General features: G+C 70.4%; 12 protein-coding genes, 1 pseudogene and 2 riboswitches. Of the genes and pseudogenes, 7 read left to right on the top strand and 6 right to left on the bottom strand.

The annotated features are described in order from the left end of the window. Positions 1 to 762: 762 nt before the first annotated feature. Positions 763 to 1,263: a hypothetical protein gene (locus ACN27C_RS19775; protein WP_421498333.1), complete on the top strand. Its 501-nt coding sequence runs from the start codon at positions 763 to 765 to the stop codon at positions 1,261 to 1,263. An 88-nt stretch (positions 1,264 to 1,351) separates the two neighbouring features. On the opposite strand, the gene ACN27C_RS19770 is transcribed toward ACN27C_RS19775, so the two are convergent. The 4 genes from ACN27C_RS19770 to ACN27C_RS19755 form a co-directional block, all read right to left on the bottom strand. Then, on the bottom strand, positions 1,352 to 1,483 hold the full coding sequence (locus tag ACN27C_RS19770; RefSeq protein WP_422747317.1) for a hypothetical protein: 132 nt from the start codon (positions 1,481 to 1,483) through the stop codon (positions 1,352 to 1,354). A 686-nt stretch (positions 1,484 to 2,169) separates the two neighbouring features. Beyond that, positions 2,170 to 2,934, bottom strand: coding sequence for a precorrin-6A synthase (deacetylating) (gene cobF / locus ACN27C_RS19765; protein ID WP_421498335.1), 765 nt, complete (start codon positions 2,932 to 2,934; stop codon positions 2,170 to 2,172). Then, positions 2,931 to 6,527: a cobaltochelatase subunit CobN gene (gene cobN / locus ACN27C_RS19760; protein WP_422747315.1), complete on the bottom strand. Its 3,597-nt coding sequence runs from the start codon at positions 6,525 to 6,527 to the stop codon at positions 2,931 to 2,933. Before cobN ends, cobF begins: the two co-directional genes overlap by 4 nt. Then, on the bottom strand, positions 6,524 to 7,168 hold the full coding sequence (locus ACN27C_RS19755; RefSeq protein ID WP_422747313.1) for a (2Fe-2S) ferredoxin domain-containing protein: 645 nt from the start codon (positions 7,166 to 7,168) through the stop codon (positions 6,524 to 6,526). The genes cobN and ACN27C_RS19755 overlap by 4 nt, the downstream gene beginning before the upstream one ends. Positions 7,169 to 7,291: 123 nt before the next feature. After that, positions 7,292 to 7,473, bottom strand: a riboswitch (cobalamin riboswitch). 47 nt (positions 7,474 to 7,520) lie between these two features. Between ACN27C_RS19755 and ACN27C_RS19750 the strand changes: the two genes are divergently transcribed. The 3 genes from ACN27C_RS19750 to ACN27C_RS19740 are packed head-to-tail and all read left to right on the top strand — an operon-like array spanning position 7,521 to position 10,560. Beyond that, positions 7,521 to 8,399, top strand: a complete 879-nt coding sequence (locus ACN27C_RS19750) for a sulfite reductase subunit beta (RefSeq protein ID WP_422747311.1) — start codon at positions 7,521 to 7,523, stop codon at positions 8,397 to 8,399. After that, entirely contained in the window at positions 8,396 to 9,061 is a 666-nt protein-coding gene (locus tag ACN27C_RS19745; protein WP_422747309.1) for a precorrin-8X methylmutase, read from the top strand. Before ACN27C_RS19750 ends, ACN27C_RS19745 begins: the two co-directional genes overlap by 4 nt. Next, positions 9,058 to 10,560 carry a precorrin-2 C(20)-methyltransferase gene (locus ACN27C_RS19740; protein ID WP_422747307.1) on the top strand — a complete coding sequence of 501 codons (1,503 nt, stop codon included), beginning with the start codon at positions 9,058 to 9,060 and terminating at the stop codon, positions 10,558 to 10,560. The genes ACN27C_RS19745 and ACN27C_RS19740 overlap by 4 nt, the downstream gene beginning before the upstream one ends. Here ACN27C_RS19740 and cobM read toward each other — a convergent pair whose 3' ends face one another. Further along, a complete protein-coding gene (gene cobM, locus ACN27C_RS19735; protein WP_422747305.1) occupies positions 10,561 to 11,316 on the bottom strand; it encodes a precorrin-4 C(11)-methyltransferase in 756 nt (251 codons plus the stop codon). Beyond that, positions 11,313 to 12,521, bottom strand: a complete 1,209-nt coding sequence (gene cbiE / locus ACN27C_RS19730) for a precorrin-6y C5,15-methyltransferase (decarboxylating) subunit CbiE (protein WP_422747303.1) — start codon at positions 12,519 to 12,521, stop codon at positions 11,313 to 11,315. The genes cobM and cbiE overlap by 4 nt, the downstream gene beginning before the upstream one ends. Before the next feature lie 70 nt (positions 12,522 to 12,591). Then, positions 12,592 to 12,735: riboswitch (cobalamin riboswitch) on the top strand. Between the two features lie 46 nt (positions 12,736 to 12,781). Here cbiE and ACN27C_RS19725 point away from each other — a divergent pair. From ACN27C_RS19725 to ACN27C_RS19715, 3 genes and pseudogenes are all read left to right on the top strand, one after another. Continuing rightward, a complete protein-coding gene (locus ACN27C_RS19725; protein WP_422747301.1) occupies positions 12,782 to 14,785 on the top strand; it encodes a VWA domain-containing protein in 2,004 nt (667 codons plus the stop codon). Further along, positions 14,785 to 15,399, top strand: coding sequence for a cob(I)yrinic acid a,c-diamide adenosyltransferase (cobO, locus tag ACN27C_RS19720; RefSeq protein ID WP_358177170.1), 615 nt, complete (start codon positions 14,785 to 14,787; stop codon positions 15,397 to 15,399). Before ACN27C_RS19725 ends, cobO begins: the two co-directional genes overlap by 1 nt. Continuing rightward, a pseudogene (locus tag ACN27C_RS19715) lies at positions 15,393 to 16,721 on the top strand (cobyrinate a,c-diamide synthase); the annotation flags it as partial. The gene cobO and the pseudogene ACN27C_RS19715, both read left to right, overlap by 7 nt. Positions 16,722 to 16,754 lie beyond the last annotated feature (33 nt).

Raw genomic sequence — 16,754 nt, 5'->3', positions numbered from 1 at the left:
CCGTTGTCGCGGCGTAGCGCACCCGCTTTCGGCGCCTCTCGCGCTTGAACAGCGGGGGGCAGTCGACTTCGGGGGCGTCGAGATGTCGGGCTTCCCGGCCGACGACGTCGATGCTCGGCATGGCGTACTCGGTGGCCTCGTGCTTTTCGCGTGTAATCAACTGCTCCTTCCATCGTTTGGCTGGCCTTCTGTGACCCCGCGTGGGCTAGGCTTGCTCACTTGAGCCGCCAGAACCGGAAACTGCGCGGTATGCGGCCAACCCGCAGCGCCGGACGCTGTCGCGCTCCGTCTAGCCAAAGCAGCGCGCATGCCCTGGCGATTCGGCTTCAGCTCATGGTGAAGCAGCCCTTCCGGCACGTTATTGGAAGCGGCCATAGTCTTGACGTGCGATCGGCCGGTGTCATGAGTGTGACCTAGTCCAATCGACGGGAGTCGCGACACTGCCGTCACTCCGCGTTCATCATCTGTTAGAACAGGCCGCAAAATTTGCGATGAGAAGTACCCGCCGGAGCACACTGCGTTACATAGAAGTGTCGCCGAGCCGCGTGGCACCCAAAGCCCACTACCCGGCCGAACCGCGAGTTTTGAGACATACCCAGTCGTCCCATAGAACCATGCAATGCCCCCCAAAAAAGGGGTCACCGAAAGGCCATAGATTCAGACGCCCACCGTGACAAAGAGCCACCTTTTTTCCGGCCCCGCCAGCTGCCGGCAAAGGGACGGCAGCCGAGCAGCCTGTCTCTACGGAAGGACACCGACGCTATGAAGAACTCCACTCGCACCACCAACAAGCCCTTCCGGGACCGATACCTGGAAGAAGAGGAAGCAGTCGGCGCGGTCCTGAAGAGGAGGCACCGCAACACCGCCCACGCGGCGCTCGGGGCCATCGCCGCACTCCTCGGCGGCATCACGTTCCTGGTGTGGGGGCGTATTTACTCCGACGCCCGACACGACCCCAGCGGGGTGCTCACAAAAGGCTTCGCGACGTTCGCGGCGCTTGGAATCGCTCTCGTGATCGTTGCGGGGGGCCTTGCGTTCACGTGGCTGCTCGCCCGGGAAGGACGGGTACGAACCGCCGAGGGAGACTTCCTCCGGGAGTACTGGCAGCGTCAGCAGATGGCCGCGATCCGCGACGCGATCCGTGTGTTCCTGCAGGAGGGTGACGAGTCGACGGCACGGGCGATAGCGCAGACTCGCGGTCTACTGGACACCGGAACGGACCCGGCGAGCGGGTCGGCGCGGGGGCCGTTAGGGCGCAGCTAGATCACAGTGTCGATGTTGCGGTTCCTCATCGCTGTGGACCTGCTGATTCACAGTTAGGTGATCCTCCACGGGTCAGGACGGACCCTCGCTAAATGTCAGCCACAGCGAAGAAGGCTGGTACCGATCCCTCAGGCTGAACGATCACGGCGTTCTCGCCATCCTCAGGCTCCCAGGTGCCATCGACGTACTCGTCGCCGCCAGTCAAGAACAGGTAGGCCATGCGGAGCTCCGCCATCGACATCGAGGCGGAACTGGCCGATGCACGTCATTAGCTCGCCGAGCAATCGCGACACCGGCCACTGCGGAGCTTGCAGCCACACCGGTTGTCCGCTCATCTTGGTGACCGGCATGCCGGTCACCTCGCTGCTTCACTCGAATCGAACCGTACGACGCATGCTCGGAACTCCGCGTACAGCGGCGGTAGGTGTGCGCGAGCTTGTGGGACCTCTACGACAGACAGGAACCGGTGCAAGCCCGCGGACGTTGCTAGCGCGCGATCGGCGGCATGAGAGCGCCTGCGTGGCATCTCACGTCGTCGGGTGAGTACGGGTGCGGCAGACCGCTGAGAAATTCGCTCGAAATCCGCCGTGATGGGCTTCCTGGTGAAGCGATGCGGTCGGTGACCACCACCGCCAACCGGTCGTAATGGGGTTTACAGGGGAGGCGCTGATGACGGAGTGGCCGGAGAGCCTGGCGCCGGGCCGCCGCCCGGGGTTCTCACTCCCGCGATGGTGCGCACCGTCCTCGGTGTTGCCCCGCGTCATGCCACGCCCCGTCACGGGGCAACCCCGGCTGCTGCTATCCGCGCCGGGCGTATATAGAGCCCGCCGGTGCAGCGCCGATGGGCAGTTGGAAGGTCGGCCCAGCTGAGACAACCACTGGTTGCCTCAGCTCGGTCGACCGGTTTCACGCTTCTCCTCGGCGCAGCAGATAGGTGTCCATTACCCAGCCGCAGGCGCGCTTGGCGATGGCGCGTCGTGCCCAGATGTCATCGACGACCCGGTCGAGGTGGCCTGCGCCAAGCTGCTCGTGCGCCGAACCGAGATTCGCCCCCCACCAAATCCGCCACCCGGCCGGGTCGGGTAGACGGCGACAGGTCAGCGCCCCGTCGAGCATGACGACCAGGTTGTCGCCGCTGGCCGCGTCCTCGAGCAGGCGTCGGCCAGTCGTGATCGTAATCGGCCCGCCGATCGTGTTGAGGACCACGCCGTGCCGCGCCGCCAGCAGCTGGACGCTGCTGAGTCCCGGCACGATCTCCACCTCGACATCTACGACTCCCCGTTCGACGATCCGGTGGGCCAGCCTGATCGACGAGTCGTACAGCGCGGGGTCGCCCCACACCAGGACGGCGGTGTCACCGGGGTTGTCCAGCAGCGTCTGCTCCCAGCAGACGGCCCGGGCCTCGTGCCAGGTCCGGACGGCGCCGGTGTAGTCGGCCGGGTCGGTGCGGTCGCGTTCCGGATCGGGCACGGTAACGAGTCGCCACTTCTTCCTGACATGCCGCGCGCAGATCGCCTCTCGCATGGCGATCAGGTCCGCCGTGCCGGGATGCTGCTCACTCTTGTCGGCGACGAGGAAGTAGTCGACCTCGTTGAGCACGCGGACGGCCTGGGCGGTCACCAGGTCGGGATCTCCCGGTCCGAGCCCCACCAGGGCGAGGCGACGGGTCACGCGTTGTCCTCCAGGTCGCCCTCGATCTCGAGATATACACGTGCCATCTCGGCCATCACCGCGGCGTCCGGCTCGGCCCACAGGCCGCGGTTGGCCGCCTCGGTCAGCCGCTCCACGATGCCGCGCAGCGCCCACGGATTTGCCCGGCGCATGAACTGCTGGTTCGTCTCGTCTAGGACGTACTCCTTCGCCAGCGACTCGTACATCCAGTCGTGTACGACGCCGGCCGTGGCGTCGAAGCCGAAGAGATAGTCGACGGTCGCCGCGAGTTCGAAGGCGCCCTTGTAGCCGTGGCGCTGCATCGCGGCGATCCACCGCGGGTTGACCACCCGGGAACGGAACACGCGGTTCGTCTCCTCCTGCAGGCTGCGGGTGCGTACGGCGTCGGGAGTCGTCGAGTCGCCGACGTACGCTCGCGGTTCGGTCCCGGTCAGCGCGCGGACGGTCGCAATCATGCCTCCGTGATATTGGAAGTAGTCGTCGGAGTCGGCGATGTCGTGCTCGCGAGAGTCGATGTTCTTGGCCGCTACCGCGATGCGCCGGTAGCTGCTGCGCAGCTCGTCGCTGGCGGCGACCCCGTTCAGCCCTCGGCCGTAGGCGAAGCCGCCCCACGCGGTGTAGACCTCGGCGAGGTCGGCGTCGTCGCGCCAGGTGCCGGACTCCACCACCTGCAGGATCCCCGCGCCGTACGAGCCGGGCTTCGAGCCGAAGATCCGCGTCGTGGCGCGGCGCAGGTCGCCGTGCTCGGCCAGGTCCTGGCGGGTGTGGGCGCGGACGAAGTTGAGCTCGTCGGGTTCGTCGAGCTGTGCCACGAGCTGCACCGCGTCGTCGAGGAGCTCGATGACATGTGGGAAGGCGTCCCGGAAGAAGCCCGAGATGCGGACGGTCACGTCGATGCGAGGGCGACCCAGTTCGTTCAGGTCGATGACCTCTAGGCCGTTGACCCGTCGAGAGGCAGGATCCCACGTGGGCCGAACACCGAGCAGCGCGAGAACCTCGGCGATGTCGTCGCCGGAGGTACGCATGGCGGAGGTCCCCCAGACCGACAGGCCGACCGAGCGTGGGTGCTCACCGGTGTCCGCCAGGTGCCGGGCGACGAGCGACTCCGCCATCGCCTGGCCGGTCTCCCAGGCCAGCCGGGAGGGCACCGCTCGCGGGTCGACGGTGTAGAAGTTTCGCCCGGTGGGCAGGACGTTCACCAGGCCGCGCAACGGGGACCCGGACGGGCCAGCCGGGACGAACCCGCCGTCCAGGGCGTGCAGCACGTTGCTCAGCTCGTCGGTTGTTGCCTCCAGTCGGGGCACTACCTGCTCGGCGGCGAACCGCAGGATGTTTCGCACCACCGGGTCCTGATGCACGGACTCGACGGTCGCGACGTCCCAGCCCGCCTTCTCCAGTGCGCTTACGAGGGCTCGCGCCTGGGTCTCGACCGCGTCGACCTCGGCGAGTGGGGCGTCCTCGGTCAGGCCGAGCGCAGCGCGCAGCCCGGGAAGCGCCTTTTCCTGCCCGCCCCAGACCTGGGTCGCCCGCAGCACGGCCAGCACGAGATTGATGCGGGCCTCGCCGAGCGGCGCCTGTCCCAGGACGTGCAGCCCGTCGCGGATCTGCACGTCCTTGATCTCGCAGAGCCAGCCGTCGACGTGCAGCAGGAAGTCATCGAACTCCTCGTCGTCGGGGCGCTCCTCCAGACCCAGGTCACGATGCATCTGGGCGGACTGCATGAGGGTCCAGATCTGCTGGCGGATCGCGGGGAGCTTGGCCGGGTCCATCGCGGCGACGTTGGCGTGCTCGTCGAGCAGTTGCTCCAGCTTGGCGACGTCGCCGTATCCTTCGGCGCGTGCCATCGGCGGAATCAGGTGGTCGACGATCGTGGCGTGGGCGCGGCGCTTGGCCTGCGCTCCCTCGCCGGGGTCGTTGACCAGGAACGGGTAGATGAGCGGCATACTGCCGATGGCCGCGTCGGTGGCGCAGGCGGCCGACAGCGCCGCGTTCTTGCCCGGCAGCCACTCCATCGAGCCGTGCTTGCCGAGGTGAACGACCGCATCGGCGCCGAAGCCCTTCTCGAGCCAGCGGTAGGCGGCCAGGTAATGGTGTGAGGGCGGCATGTCCGGGTCGTGGTAGATCGCGATCGGATTCTCCCCGAAGCCACGCGGCGGCTGGATGAGGATTACCACGTTGCCCGCGCGCAGGGTCGCCAGCACAATGTCGCCGGCGTTGTCGACGAACAGCGAACCGGGCGCCGCACCCCAGGTCTCGGTCATCGCGTCGCGTAGCGCGGCGGGCAGGTCCGCGGTCCAGCGCAGGTACTCCTCGCGGCTGATGCGGACGTGGGACTCGTTCAGTTGGGCCTGGGTGAGCCACTCCTCGTCTTGGCCGCCCGCAGCGATGAGTGTGTGGATCAGCGCGATGCCCGATGTGGTGTCGGGGTCCTCGCCCTCGACCGCCGGCAGCGGATCCAAGCCCGGGATCTCGCCGGGCGCGCCGAGGTCGTAGCCGGCCGCACGCATGCGACGCAGCAGCCGGATCGCGGATACGGGCGTATCTAGGCCGACCGCGTTGCCGATCCGGCTGTGCTTGGTCGGATAGGCCGACAGCACGAGCGCGACCTTGCGCTGGGCGGGCGCCACGTGCCGCAGCCGCGCGTGGTTCACCGCGATGTTGGCGACCCGGGCGCACCGCTCAGCGTCGGTCTCGTAGCGGGGCAGGCCGTCGTCATCGACCTCCTTGAACGAGAACGGGACGGTGATCAGCCGGCCGTCGAACTCGGGAATGGCGATCTGGGTGGCCGAGTCCAGCGGGGTGACGCCGTCGTCGGAGGCCTCCCACCAGGCCTTCGTCGAGGTCAGCGCGAGTGCCTGCAGTACGGGGACGTCCAGTGTCCGGAGCCGTTCGACGTCCCACGACTCGTCGTCCCCGCCGGCGCCGACCGCGGCAGGTTTGGAGCCTCCGGCCGCGAGCACGGTGACGATGATCGCGTCGAGGGTGGCGAGTTCGTCGAACAGGTCGTCGGGGGCCGCGCGCAGCGACGATACGAAGATGGGGACGCCGGTGGCCTTACCGGTGGCGTCGACCGCGTCGGCCAGGTCGCGGGCGAAGCTGTGGTTGCCGCTCACCTCATGGGCCCGGTAGTACACGATGCCGACGCGCGGCCGGTCGCCGGCCGCCTTACGGGATACCCCCCACTCGGGCAGCACTGCCGGGGGATCGAAGCCCTCGCCGGTCAGCAGCACGGTGTCGGATAGGAAGGCGTGCAGCTGCCGCAGGTTCTCCGGGCCGCCTTCGGCGAGGTAACGGTGAGCTTCGGCGCACACCCCGATCGGAGCTGTCGACAGTTCCATCAGGGCGGCGTTGGGCGTACGTTCACCGCCGAGCACCACGCAGGGACGGCCGGACGCGTGGACTAGCGCGGTGAGGTCGCGAACGTCCTCGGGTGATCCGAGCACACGCAGCACGACGAGATCCGCGTCGGCGACGAGCGCGTCGCGGCGCTCGTCGCTGGCCCGGGCGGGGTTCAGCCAGGAGTAGCCCGCGCCGCTGGCACGTGCCGAGAGCAGGTCGGTGTCCGAGGTCGACATCAGAGCGATACGGGTCATGCTTCTCCTTCCATGGGCGTAGGCATGCGCAGGTCGTGGACGGGCAGGCCAGCACCTAGGTGCTGGCGAACCAGCCGCTCGGCGCTGTCGGGGCCCACCGGGCCGTACCAGGTGCCGTCGGGATGCACCACGACCACCGGCCCGTGGTTGCACGGGAACAGGCAACCGGTCTGCGCCATGAGGACGTCGGCATCGGTGAGGCCCGCCGCCACGAGACAGCGGAGGATCTCTGAGTACGTCTTGTCCGCCCCATGGGCGCTGCACCGCGGGCCACGACAGACCAACAAGTGATGTCGGTACCGCGGCCGCCTCTCCCAGGCCGGTGACGAGAGCGGCGCCTCCCCGCCAGTGATGGTGCGCCCGCCGAGTTCGATCAGCGGCGGGTCAACCTGCTGTCGACGCCAGTGGCCAGCGACCCGCCCGATCCAGGATCGCGCATACGCACGCTCATCTGTGCTCACCGCCTCCAGCTGGATGGCGCGGACGCCGTCAGCGTGCAGTCGATTGAGCAGGTGGGTCAGCGTCGGTTCACCGCCTTGCAGAAAGGCCAGCTGAGCACCGGCGGCTTGCGCCCGCCGGTGCAACTGGTCGGTGCGGGCGGCGTCCTGCAGCAGCGTCGCAACATGGACGAGCACGCTCACGGCTGCCGCTGCCCCGTCGCACGGTCGGTGAGGTTGTACCGCTCGACGGCGGCTGAAGGTGCGCGCACGTGTTCCCCTTACGAGGTCGGGGGCTGTTTCGCGAAGCCCGGTCAGACCAGACGGCGGGTGCCGTGAGGGCCAGCAGGTCTTCGGACTCGGGATCGTCCGGACGGAGCGCCTTCCCAGACCGGTTGGTCCAGTGGCATCGTGTTCCGCCCGTCACCCACACCGCTGCGCGTCAGTCCCGGATTCGCACCGGGTTCCCTGGCTCATCGCTGAGTTCGACTGGCGAGAGGACCGTAGCAGCCCAGCCGTCGGGCAGGGAACCGCCGGATCCTGGCACCATGGCACCATGACCCCACGCACCCGACGTGACCGGTGCCCCGGCCTGCTGCGTCCGTGGATTGCCGAGGACGGCGCACTGATCCGCGTACGGTTGCCGGGGGGTACCCTTCCCACCGGCGCGCTCGTCGCTCTATCAAACGTGGCCGAGCAGCACGGCGACGGTACGATACGTCTGACCAGCCGCGCCAACCTCCAGCTGCGGGGCTTTGACCACGACGGCGAGTTTCTGCCCGACCCGGTCGTTGACGCGGTGATGGCCACGGGTCTGCTCCCAATGCCGTCCCACGAGCGGGTGCGCAACATCATGGTCTCGCCGCTGACCGGACGGGCCGGTGGACGGGCCGACCTGCGGCCGGTCGTGCGCCGACTGGATGAACTGGTGTGCGCCGAGGCCGGTCTCGCCGGGCTGCCCGGCCGATTCCTGTTCGTCCTCGACGACGGGCGCGGCGACGTCGCTGGACGCGACCTCGACCTCGGCCTGGTCGCCGTCGACGCCGACCGTGCCCAGATCCGCGCCAGCCGCTCGGCCTGGGGCGATGTGGTGACCCTCGACCGGGCCGCGCCGGCCCTGACGAGGCTCGCCGCTCGTTTCGTCGAGGCCGCCGGAACGCAGCGGGGGTCCCCGTGGCACGTTGACGAGCTGCCAGGAGGCGGCGAAACCCTGCTGGGCAACCGCATCGAGGCCCTCCCCGGCACCCGGGTGGCCACCGGCCCGCCGGCCCTTGGCAGGATCACTCAGGACGACGGGCGCCACGCGCTGCACCTCGCCGTGCCCGGCAGCGGCCTGGACCGGCGCCTGGTGGACGAGATTGCCGCCTGGGGCGCCCCGCACGTCGTCGTCACACCGTGGCGCACCCTGATCGTGCCCGACCTGGAGAAAGCATGACCCTCGCCCCACCGACACGCCGCTACGATTACGTGACCGACGGCGCGCAGATCTACGTCGACTCGTTCGCGACCATCCGCGCCGAGGCCGACCTGTCGGGCATCCCGGTCAACGCGGAGAAGGTCGCGGTCCGGATGATCCACGCGTGCGGGCAGGCCGACCTGGCTCGCGACCTGGTCATCCACCCGGCGCTGGTCGCCACGGCCCGCTCGGCGCTGCGGTCGGGCGCTCCGATCCTCACCGATGCCCACATGGTCGCCGCGGGCGTGACCCGGGCCCGACTGCCGCGCGACAACGAGGTCCGCTGCCTGCTGCGCGACCCGCGCGTCCCCGGCCTCGCCCAGGGCTGGTCGACCACGCGCTCGGCCGCCGCCGTCTCGCTGTGGGCCGAACACCTCCAAGGCGCCGTCGTCGCGTTCGGCAACGCGCCAACCGCGCTGTTCCACCTGCTGGAGATGCTGCGCGACGGCGCACCGCGGCCGGCGGCGGTCATCGGCACCCCGGTCGGCTTCATCGGGGCCGCTGAGGCCAAGCAGGCGCTGATCGACCTTGCCGGCGACGACCCGAACCTCGACGTGCCATACCTCGTCGTCACCGGCCGCCGCGGCGGCTCGGCGATGGCCGCCTCGGCCCTCAACGCCCTCGCACAGGAGCAGGAATGAGTGGCGTCCTCTACGGCGTCGGCGTCGGCCCCGGCGATCCCGAACTGATCACGCTCAAGGCCGCCCGGATCATCGGCGCGGCGGACGTGGTGGCCTACCACCAAGGCGTCGGCAAGAGCTCCAACGCCCGGCGGATCGCGGCTGGCCTGCTGCCCGACGGCGTGGTCGAGGAGGCCCTCGTCTACCCGGTCACGACGCAGGCGACCGATCACCCGGGCGGGTATGCCGGCGCGATGGCCGACTTCTACCTCGAGTGCGCCGAGCGCCTGCGTCACCACCTGATCGCAGACCGCGACGTCGTCGTGCTGTCCGAGGGGGACCCGATGCTCTACGGGTCGTTCATGTACCTGCACGACCGTCTAGCCGAGGAATTCCAGACTCACGTCATCGCCGGTGTCCCGGCGTTCGCGGCCGCCACCGCCACCACCGCGCTCCCCCTGGTGCGCCAGACCGACGTGCTCACGGTGCTGCCGGGCACACTGCCCGAGCCCGAGCTGGCACGGCGCCTGGCCGACACCGACGGCGCGGTGATCATGAAGCTCGGCCGCACCTTCGCCAAGGTCCGCTCAGCGCTGCAGCAGGCTGGCCGCATCAAGGGTTCCTGGTACGTCGAACGCGCCTCGATGGACGCCGAACGGGTGCTCCCCGTCGCCGACGTCGACCCTGCGACAGTCCCGTACTTCTCGATCGTCCTGGTCCCGGGCGACACGCGTCCCGGCGTCGCCCGTTACGACCGGCCCGAACGCGAGCCGTTCCGGGCGGCGCCCGGCGCGGAGGTCGTCGTGGTAGGACTGGGACCCGGACCGGAGGAGTGGCTTTCCCCCGAGGCCTCATACGTGTTGGCCGAGGTCGACCACGTCGTCGGTTACGGACCGTACGTCCAGCGTGTGCCGCAACGGCCCGGGCTGGTACGGCACGCGTCCGGCAACAGCGTCGAGGTGGACCGCGCCCGGGCGGCGCTCGATCTCGCGTTGGCCGGTGAGCGGGTCGCTGTTGTCTCCGGAGGCGACGCCGGCATCTTCGGCATGGCGTCGGCCGTATTCGAAGCTGCCGAGGACCCTCGTTACGCCGACGTCACGGTCCGCGTGGTGCCGGGCATCTCGGCGGTCCAGGCCGTCGCGGCGCGTGCGGGCGCGCCCATCGGCGCCGATTTCGCGGTGCTGAGCCTCTCCGACCGGCTCAAGCCGTGGGAGGTGGTGGAGAAGCGACTGCGTGCCGTCGCCGAGGCCGACCTGGTGCTCGCGCTGTTCAACCCGCGCTCGCGCTCACGCACCGAGCAGTTGGCACGGGCCAAGGCGGTGCTGCTGGAACAGAAGCCGTCGGCCACGGTCGTGGTTGTCGGGCGCGACGTCGGACGACCCGGCGAGAGCCTCTGCGTGACGAGTCTCGGCGAGATGGAGCCGGAGACGATCGACATGAGGTGCCTGGTGCTCATCGGTGCCTCGGCCACCCGCGTCACCGAAAACGGCCAGGTCTGGAGTCCTCGATTCGTGCGGTGATCAGGCGTGGGTGCGCCGCTCGCGGCCGGCCGCGTACAGAAACGACTCGCCGCCGCGAACATCTGGCGCCAGCGCCGGCCCGACGAGGATGACGGCGGCCTGGCGCAGCCCTGCGGCCTCCACCTGCTCACCGATGTCAGCCAGCGTCGCGCGCAGCACGAGTTCACCGGGCTGGGTTGCCCGGGACACCACTACGGCGGGGCAGGTCGCGCCGTAGTGCTCGGCCAGCTCAGCGGCCAGCTCCCGGGTCCGGGTGACCGCCAGGTGCAGTGCCAGCGTCGCGCCGGTCGTCGCGAAGGCAGCGAGCCTCTCCCCTTCGGGCATCGCCGTCGAGCGGGCCTGGGCGCGGGTGAGCACAACAGACTGAGCCAGCTCGGGAACAGTCAGCTCGGCACCCACGATGGCGGCGGCCGCGGCGTAGGCGGGGACGCCCGGAGTGATGTCCCACGGCACCTGGGCCGCGTCGAGCCGACGAGCCTGCTCGTGGACGGCCGAGTACAGCGACGGGTCCCCGGAGCACAGTCGGACCACATCGAGGCCTTCGGCGTGCGCCCGGATCAGCTGCGCGGTGATCTCGTCGAGGTCGAGGTGCTGGGTGTCCACCAGGCGGGCACGCGGGCGGCAATGGCCGAGCACTCCCGCGTCCAGGTAGGTGCCCGCGTACAAGCAGACGTCGGCAGCGTTCAGTAGCCGAACGGCCCGTAGCGTGAGCAGGTCGGCGGCGCCGGGTCCGGCCCCGACGAAGTGGACGGTCATGACGCTCCCTTGGTGACGGACCACTGGCTGACCGCACGCCCCGGCGACCAGCCGGTGAAACGACCGAGCGGTTCGGCTCGCTCGACGTGCAGCCGTACCAGCTCGCCGCCGTGGCGGCGGTAACGCTCCAGCAGGACAGCCTCGGTCTCGGCCGTGACGCCGTGCACGACGAGCCGTCCGCCGGTATGCAACGCCGCCCAGCAGCCGTCCAGCACCCCCGGCGTCGTCGCGCCTCCACCGACGAACACCGCGTCGGGACGTCGCAGGTGGCGCAATGCGTCAGGTGCCCTTGCCTGGACGACTTCGAGCGAGGGCACCCCGTGGCGCTGCGCGTTGGCACGAACCAGGGCGGCCCGATCGGCACGTGGCTCGATCGCGACCGCATGGGCTGTCGGCCACGCGCGCATCCACTCCACCCCGATCGATCCGCTGCCGGCGCCGACATCCCAGAGCAGCTGCCCGGGGGCGGACGACAGCCGCGCCAGTGCGCTGGCGCGCAGGTCGCGCTTGGTGATCTGCCCGGTGTGCTCGAACGCCTCGTCCGGCAGCACCGCTCCGGCCGCCCACCCCGGCCCGGTCCCCCGGACCTGCACGGCCACGACGTTCAGCCTCGGCACATCGGTGACATTCCAGCTGCGCGCTACCGCCTCCACCCGTGACTCCGTCGGCGACCCCAGGTCACCGAGCACGACCAGCCGCGAGTCACCCCAGCGGTGTTCCGCGAGCAACCCCGCGACGGCCGCGGGCGTCGACTCGTCACTGGACAGCACCAGCAGCCGGCGGCCCGCGGCGAGGGCTGGCACAAGCAGCCGGGTATCTCGGCCCACGAGGCTGATCACCGTCGTGGTCTCGGCTGGCCAGCCCATCCGCGCCCGCGCAAGAGCGACTGATGACACCGCCGGCACGACCGTCACCCGTTCGGCGCCGAGGATATCCAGCAACGTCGTGCCGATGCCAGACAGAAGCGGATCTCCCGAGGCGAGAGCGACGACCGGCGCACGGCGGCCTTCCAACGTGCTGGCGAGGCTCTCGCGGAGCGGGACGGGCCAGATGACCCGGTCCTGCCCCTTGACCGCAGGCACCGACTCGAGGTGCCGGCGGCCGCCCAGCAGGGTCGCCGCGCTGCGTACCAGTGCTCGGGCCGGTTCGGCCAGACTCACCCAACCATCGGCTCCGAGCCCGACGACGGTGACGTGCGCGCTCATAAAGGTGAACCTTAGCCCCGCGTATTCGGGACCGAGACCCCTGCCCGGACCGTCAGGACAGCGTCTAGGGTGGCTGGCGAAGGTTCGAGGTGCCCCACGCCGACGGCTACGGGGAGAATCTGGGAAGCCGGTGAAAGTCCGGCACAGGGCCCGCTGCGGTGACCCCGGCACAGACCGGGGAAGTCCGAAGACCGGCCTCGATCCGACCCGCGACGCGACCGCGACGCGGACCGCCATGGCAGATCGAGCGGGAGCCCTACATGCCAGCGCAGTACCCTTTCTGTGCCGTCGTCGGCTCTGACGACATGACCCTCGCCCTCACCCTGGTCGCCATCGACCCGCTCATCGGCGGTGTCCTGGTCCGTGGGGAGAAGGGCACCGCCAAGACCACCACCGTCCGGGCACTGACCCAAGTGCTGCCCCCCGTCCGGGTCTTCGAGGGCGACCGTTTCTCCGTCGACCCGGACGACCCCGCCGCGATGTCTCCCGACGGACCGTTCGAGCCGCGTGCGCGAGTCGTCGAGCGGCGGGTTCGGCTCGTGGAGCTCCCGATCGGTGCCAGCGACGACCGGGTGACCGGCTCCCTTCACCTCGACGCCGCGCTGCGCGACAGTGTCGTCGCCTTCGAGCCGGGTCTGCTGGCTCGTGCCCACCGCGGTCTGCTTTACGTCGACGAGGTGAACCTGCTGCACGACCACCTGGTCGACCTGTTGCTCGACGCTGCAGCCACCGGACGGGTAAGCGTCGAGCGCGACGGCATCTCCGTCGAACACGCCTCCCGGTTCGTGCTGATCGGCACGATGAACCCCGAGGAGGGCGAGCTACGCCCGCAACTGCTGGACCGCTTCGGCCTGACCGTCGAGGTGGCCGCTCCGCGCGACCCGGCGTCGCGCGTGGAGGCCGTTCGCCGCCGACTTGCCTTCGACGCCGACCCCGAGACGTTCACCGCGGCCTGGGCGCCCGCGCAGGCGCAGCTGCGCGCCCGTCTGGCCGAGGCGCAACGCTCGGTGGCAGCGGTGGCGCTCGACACGGAAACGCTGACGGCGATCGCCGAGATCTGCGCCGCGTTCGACGTAGAGGGGCTCCGCGCCGACCTGGTGACCGCCCGGACGGCCGCCGCACACGCCGCCTGGCAGGGACGTGACCAGGTGACCCGCGCGGACATCCGCGTGGCAGCCCGGCTTGCCCTGCCGCACCGGCGTCGGCGCAACCCGTTCGACGAGCCGGGCTTGGACGAGGAGCGCCTCGACCAGCTACTCGGCCGCGACGATCCCGGCCCCGAGGATGACGGCCCGGGTGACGGCCCCGGCGGGACGCCGCACGACGATCGGGCCGAGCAGGCACCCGCGGGCGGCGCATCGGAGTCCCTTCCGCGCTCCGGCGCCGAGCCCGGCCGGCAGGCACCGCCGGCGAATGCGGCGAGCGAGACGGTCACCCCGGCTGGTCAGCCGGTTCGCGCCCGGCTGCTCGTCGTGCACGGCACCGGGAAGGGCCAGTCCGGACGCCGCTCGCAAGCGCGTACCCCTCAGGGCCGCGTCGCCGGGGTGAAACGCGACCGGTCCACCACCGGTCGGCTTCACCTGCCCGCCACCATCTCCGCCGCCGCACCGCACCAGGTTTCCCGTGGCGGCCGCACCACCGGACGCGGCCTCGTGCTGTCCGCCATCGACCTGCGTCGGGCCGAGACCGTCGGTCGGGAATCCAACCTCGTCCTGCTCTGCGTCGACGCGTCCGGGTCGATGGCGGCGCGCCGTCGGATGGAGCAGGTCAAGGCAGCGGTCCTCGCGCTGCTGCTGGACGCCTACCGTCGTCGTGACAAGGTGGCCCTGGTGACGTTCCGCCAGCAAACCGCGGACGTCACGTTGCCGCCGACCGGCTCGGTCGACGTCGCCGCACGCCGTCTGGCGCAGCTGCCCGCCGGCGGACGAACCCCGCTCGCCGAAGGCCTCGAGCAGTCGGCGGGGGTGCTGCGCCGGGAGGCGCTGCGCGACCCGTCGCGCCGTGCCTTGCTCGTGGTCGTCACCGACGGGCGGGCCACTGCCGGGCCTGATGCGCTCGGCCGTGCCCATCGCCACGCCCGGCACCTCGCCGTGTCCGGCGCGCAGAGCGTTGTCGTCGACTGCGAGACAGGCCGCTTCCGGCTCGGGTTGGCGGCTGAGCTCGCCGCCCACCTACGGGCCGAGTACGTGCCACTCGGCGAGGTGACGGCCGACGGTCTCACCGGTGTGGTGCGCGCCGCGACCGCCCGTGAGGCGGTGGCCTGATGCCGCAGGGAAAGCCGCTCGTCGTGCCGGAAGACGGGCTCAGCACGCGGCAGCGTCGCAACCGCCCGCTGCTGATGGTCCACACCGGTAACGGCAAGGGAAAGTCGACCGCCGCTTTCGGCCTGGCGATGCGGGCCTGGAACCAGGGCTGGAATATCGGCGTCTTCCAGTTTGTCAAGTCCGCCAAGTGGCGCATCGGCGAGCAGACCGTGCTCGAACGCCTCGCCCGGCTACACGAGGAAACCGGCGAAGGCGGTCCGGTCGAGTGGCACAAGATGGGCTCGGGCTGGTCATGGAGCCGCAAGAGTGGCACCGACGACGACCACTCCGCCGCGGCAGCGGAGGGATGGGCCGAAGTCAAGCGACGCATCCAGGCCGAGCGGCACCGCCTGTACGTGCTCGACGAGTTCACCTACCCGATGCAGTGGGGCTGGGTGGACGTCGACGATGTCGTCGAGACGCTGGCGAACCGCCCGGGCACCCAGCACGTAATCGTCACAGGCCGCCGCGCGGACCCACGCCTGCTGGAGGTCGCCGATCTGGTCACCGAGATGCAGCATGTGAAGCACCCGATGGACGTGGGCCAGAAGGGCCAGCGGGGCATCGAATGGTGACCCTGCCACGGGTCCTCGTGGCGGCGCCGGCCTCCGGGCACGGCAAGACGACGGTCGCGACCGGGCTGATGGCCGCGCTCGCTGCCCGCGGGCACGTCGTCTCCGGCCACAAGGTGGGGCCGGACTACATCGACCCCGGTTACCACGCCCTCGCCACCGGCCGCCCCGGCCGCAATCTCGACCCCCACCTGGTCGGCCCTTCGCTCATCGTGCCCCTGCTGCTGCACGGTGCCCGCAACGCCGGCATTGCGGTCATCGAAGGCGTGATGGGCTTGTTCGACGGTCAGATAGGCGGCGACGGGTTCGCCTCGACCGCGCACGTCGCGACGCTGACCCGAACACCGGTCGTCCTCGTCGTGGACGTCTCGCACGCCGCACGCAGCGTCGGCGCGGTCGTGCACGGCATGGCTACCTTCGAGCCCGGCGTCACGATCGCCGGCGTCGTACTCAACAAGGCCGGCTCCCCCCGCCATGCCGCCGAGGTCGCCGGGGCCGTGGAGTCCATTGGCGTCCCCATCCTGGGCATCCTCCGGCGTGACCAGGGAATCACCGCCCCCTCGCGGCACCTCGGGCTCGTTCCGGCCACCGAACGCGACACGGCGGCCGATTCGCTCGGCCGGCTCGCTGAACAGGTCGCCGCGCACGTGGACCTGGACGCCGTCTTGGAGATCTCGCGAACCGCACCGGACCTCAAGGCGGCACCCTGGGAACCCAGCCAGCAGGTGTGCCGCTCTTCCTTGGCGGCTCCGGTGGTGGCGGTCGCGGCGGGCCGCGCATTCACCTTCCGCTACACCGAGACGACCGAACTGCTCGAAGCGGCGGGATGCAGCGTCATCCCCTTCGATCCCGCGACAGACCGACATCTGCCCAGCGGCGCTCGAGGGCTATACCTGGGCGGTGGCTTCCCGGAGGTGCACGCCGCGGCGCTGAGCGCGAACACGAGCCTGCGTGCCGAGCTGCGCCAGGCTGTGCTGGACGGCGTCCCGACCGTCGCCGAATGCGCCGGCCTGCTGTACCTGTGCCACACCGTCGACGGCCACCCCATGGTCGGGGCCCTCGACGCGGACGCCGCGATGACGCCGCGCCTCACCCTGGCCTACCGGCGGCCCACCCTGGTGGACGACCAGCTCCTCGGGCCGGCCGGCGCCGCCGCGACCGCGCACGAGTTCCACCGCACGACGGTCACCCCGGTGCACGGCGACCGGCCGGCCTGGAGGGTCGACGCCGAGCCCGTCGGTTATGCCGGCCCCACCCTGAGCGCGTCCTACTTGCACGTGCACTGGGCCGGTCACCCTCACCTCGCCCAATCCTTCGCCGACGCCGTCGCGTCGCAAGCCCGCCCCGCCCCTCGCGCC

It is taken from the genome of Micromonospora sp. WMMD1219, from assembly GCF_049315215.1.
GTDB lineage: Bacteria > Actinomycetota > Actinomycetes > Mycobacteriales > Micromonosporaceae > Micromonospora > Micromonospora tulbaghiae.
This window is presented reverse-complemented; position numbering and strand designations above follow the sequence as displayed.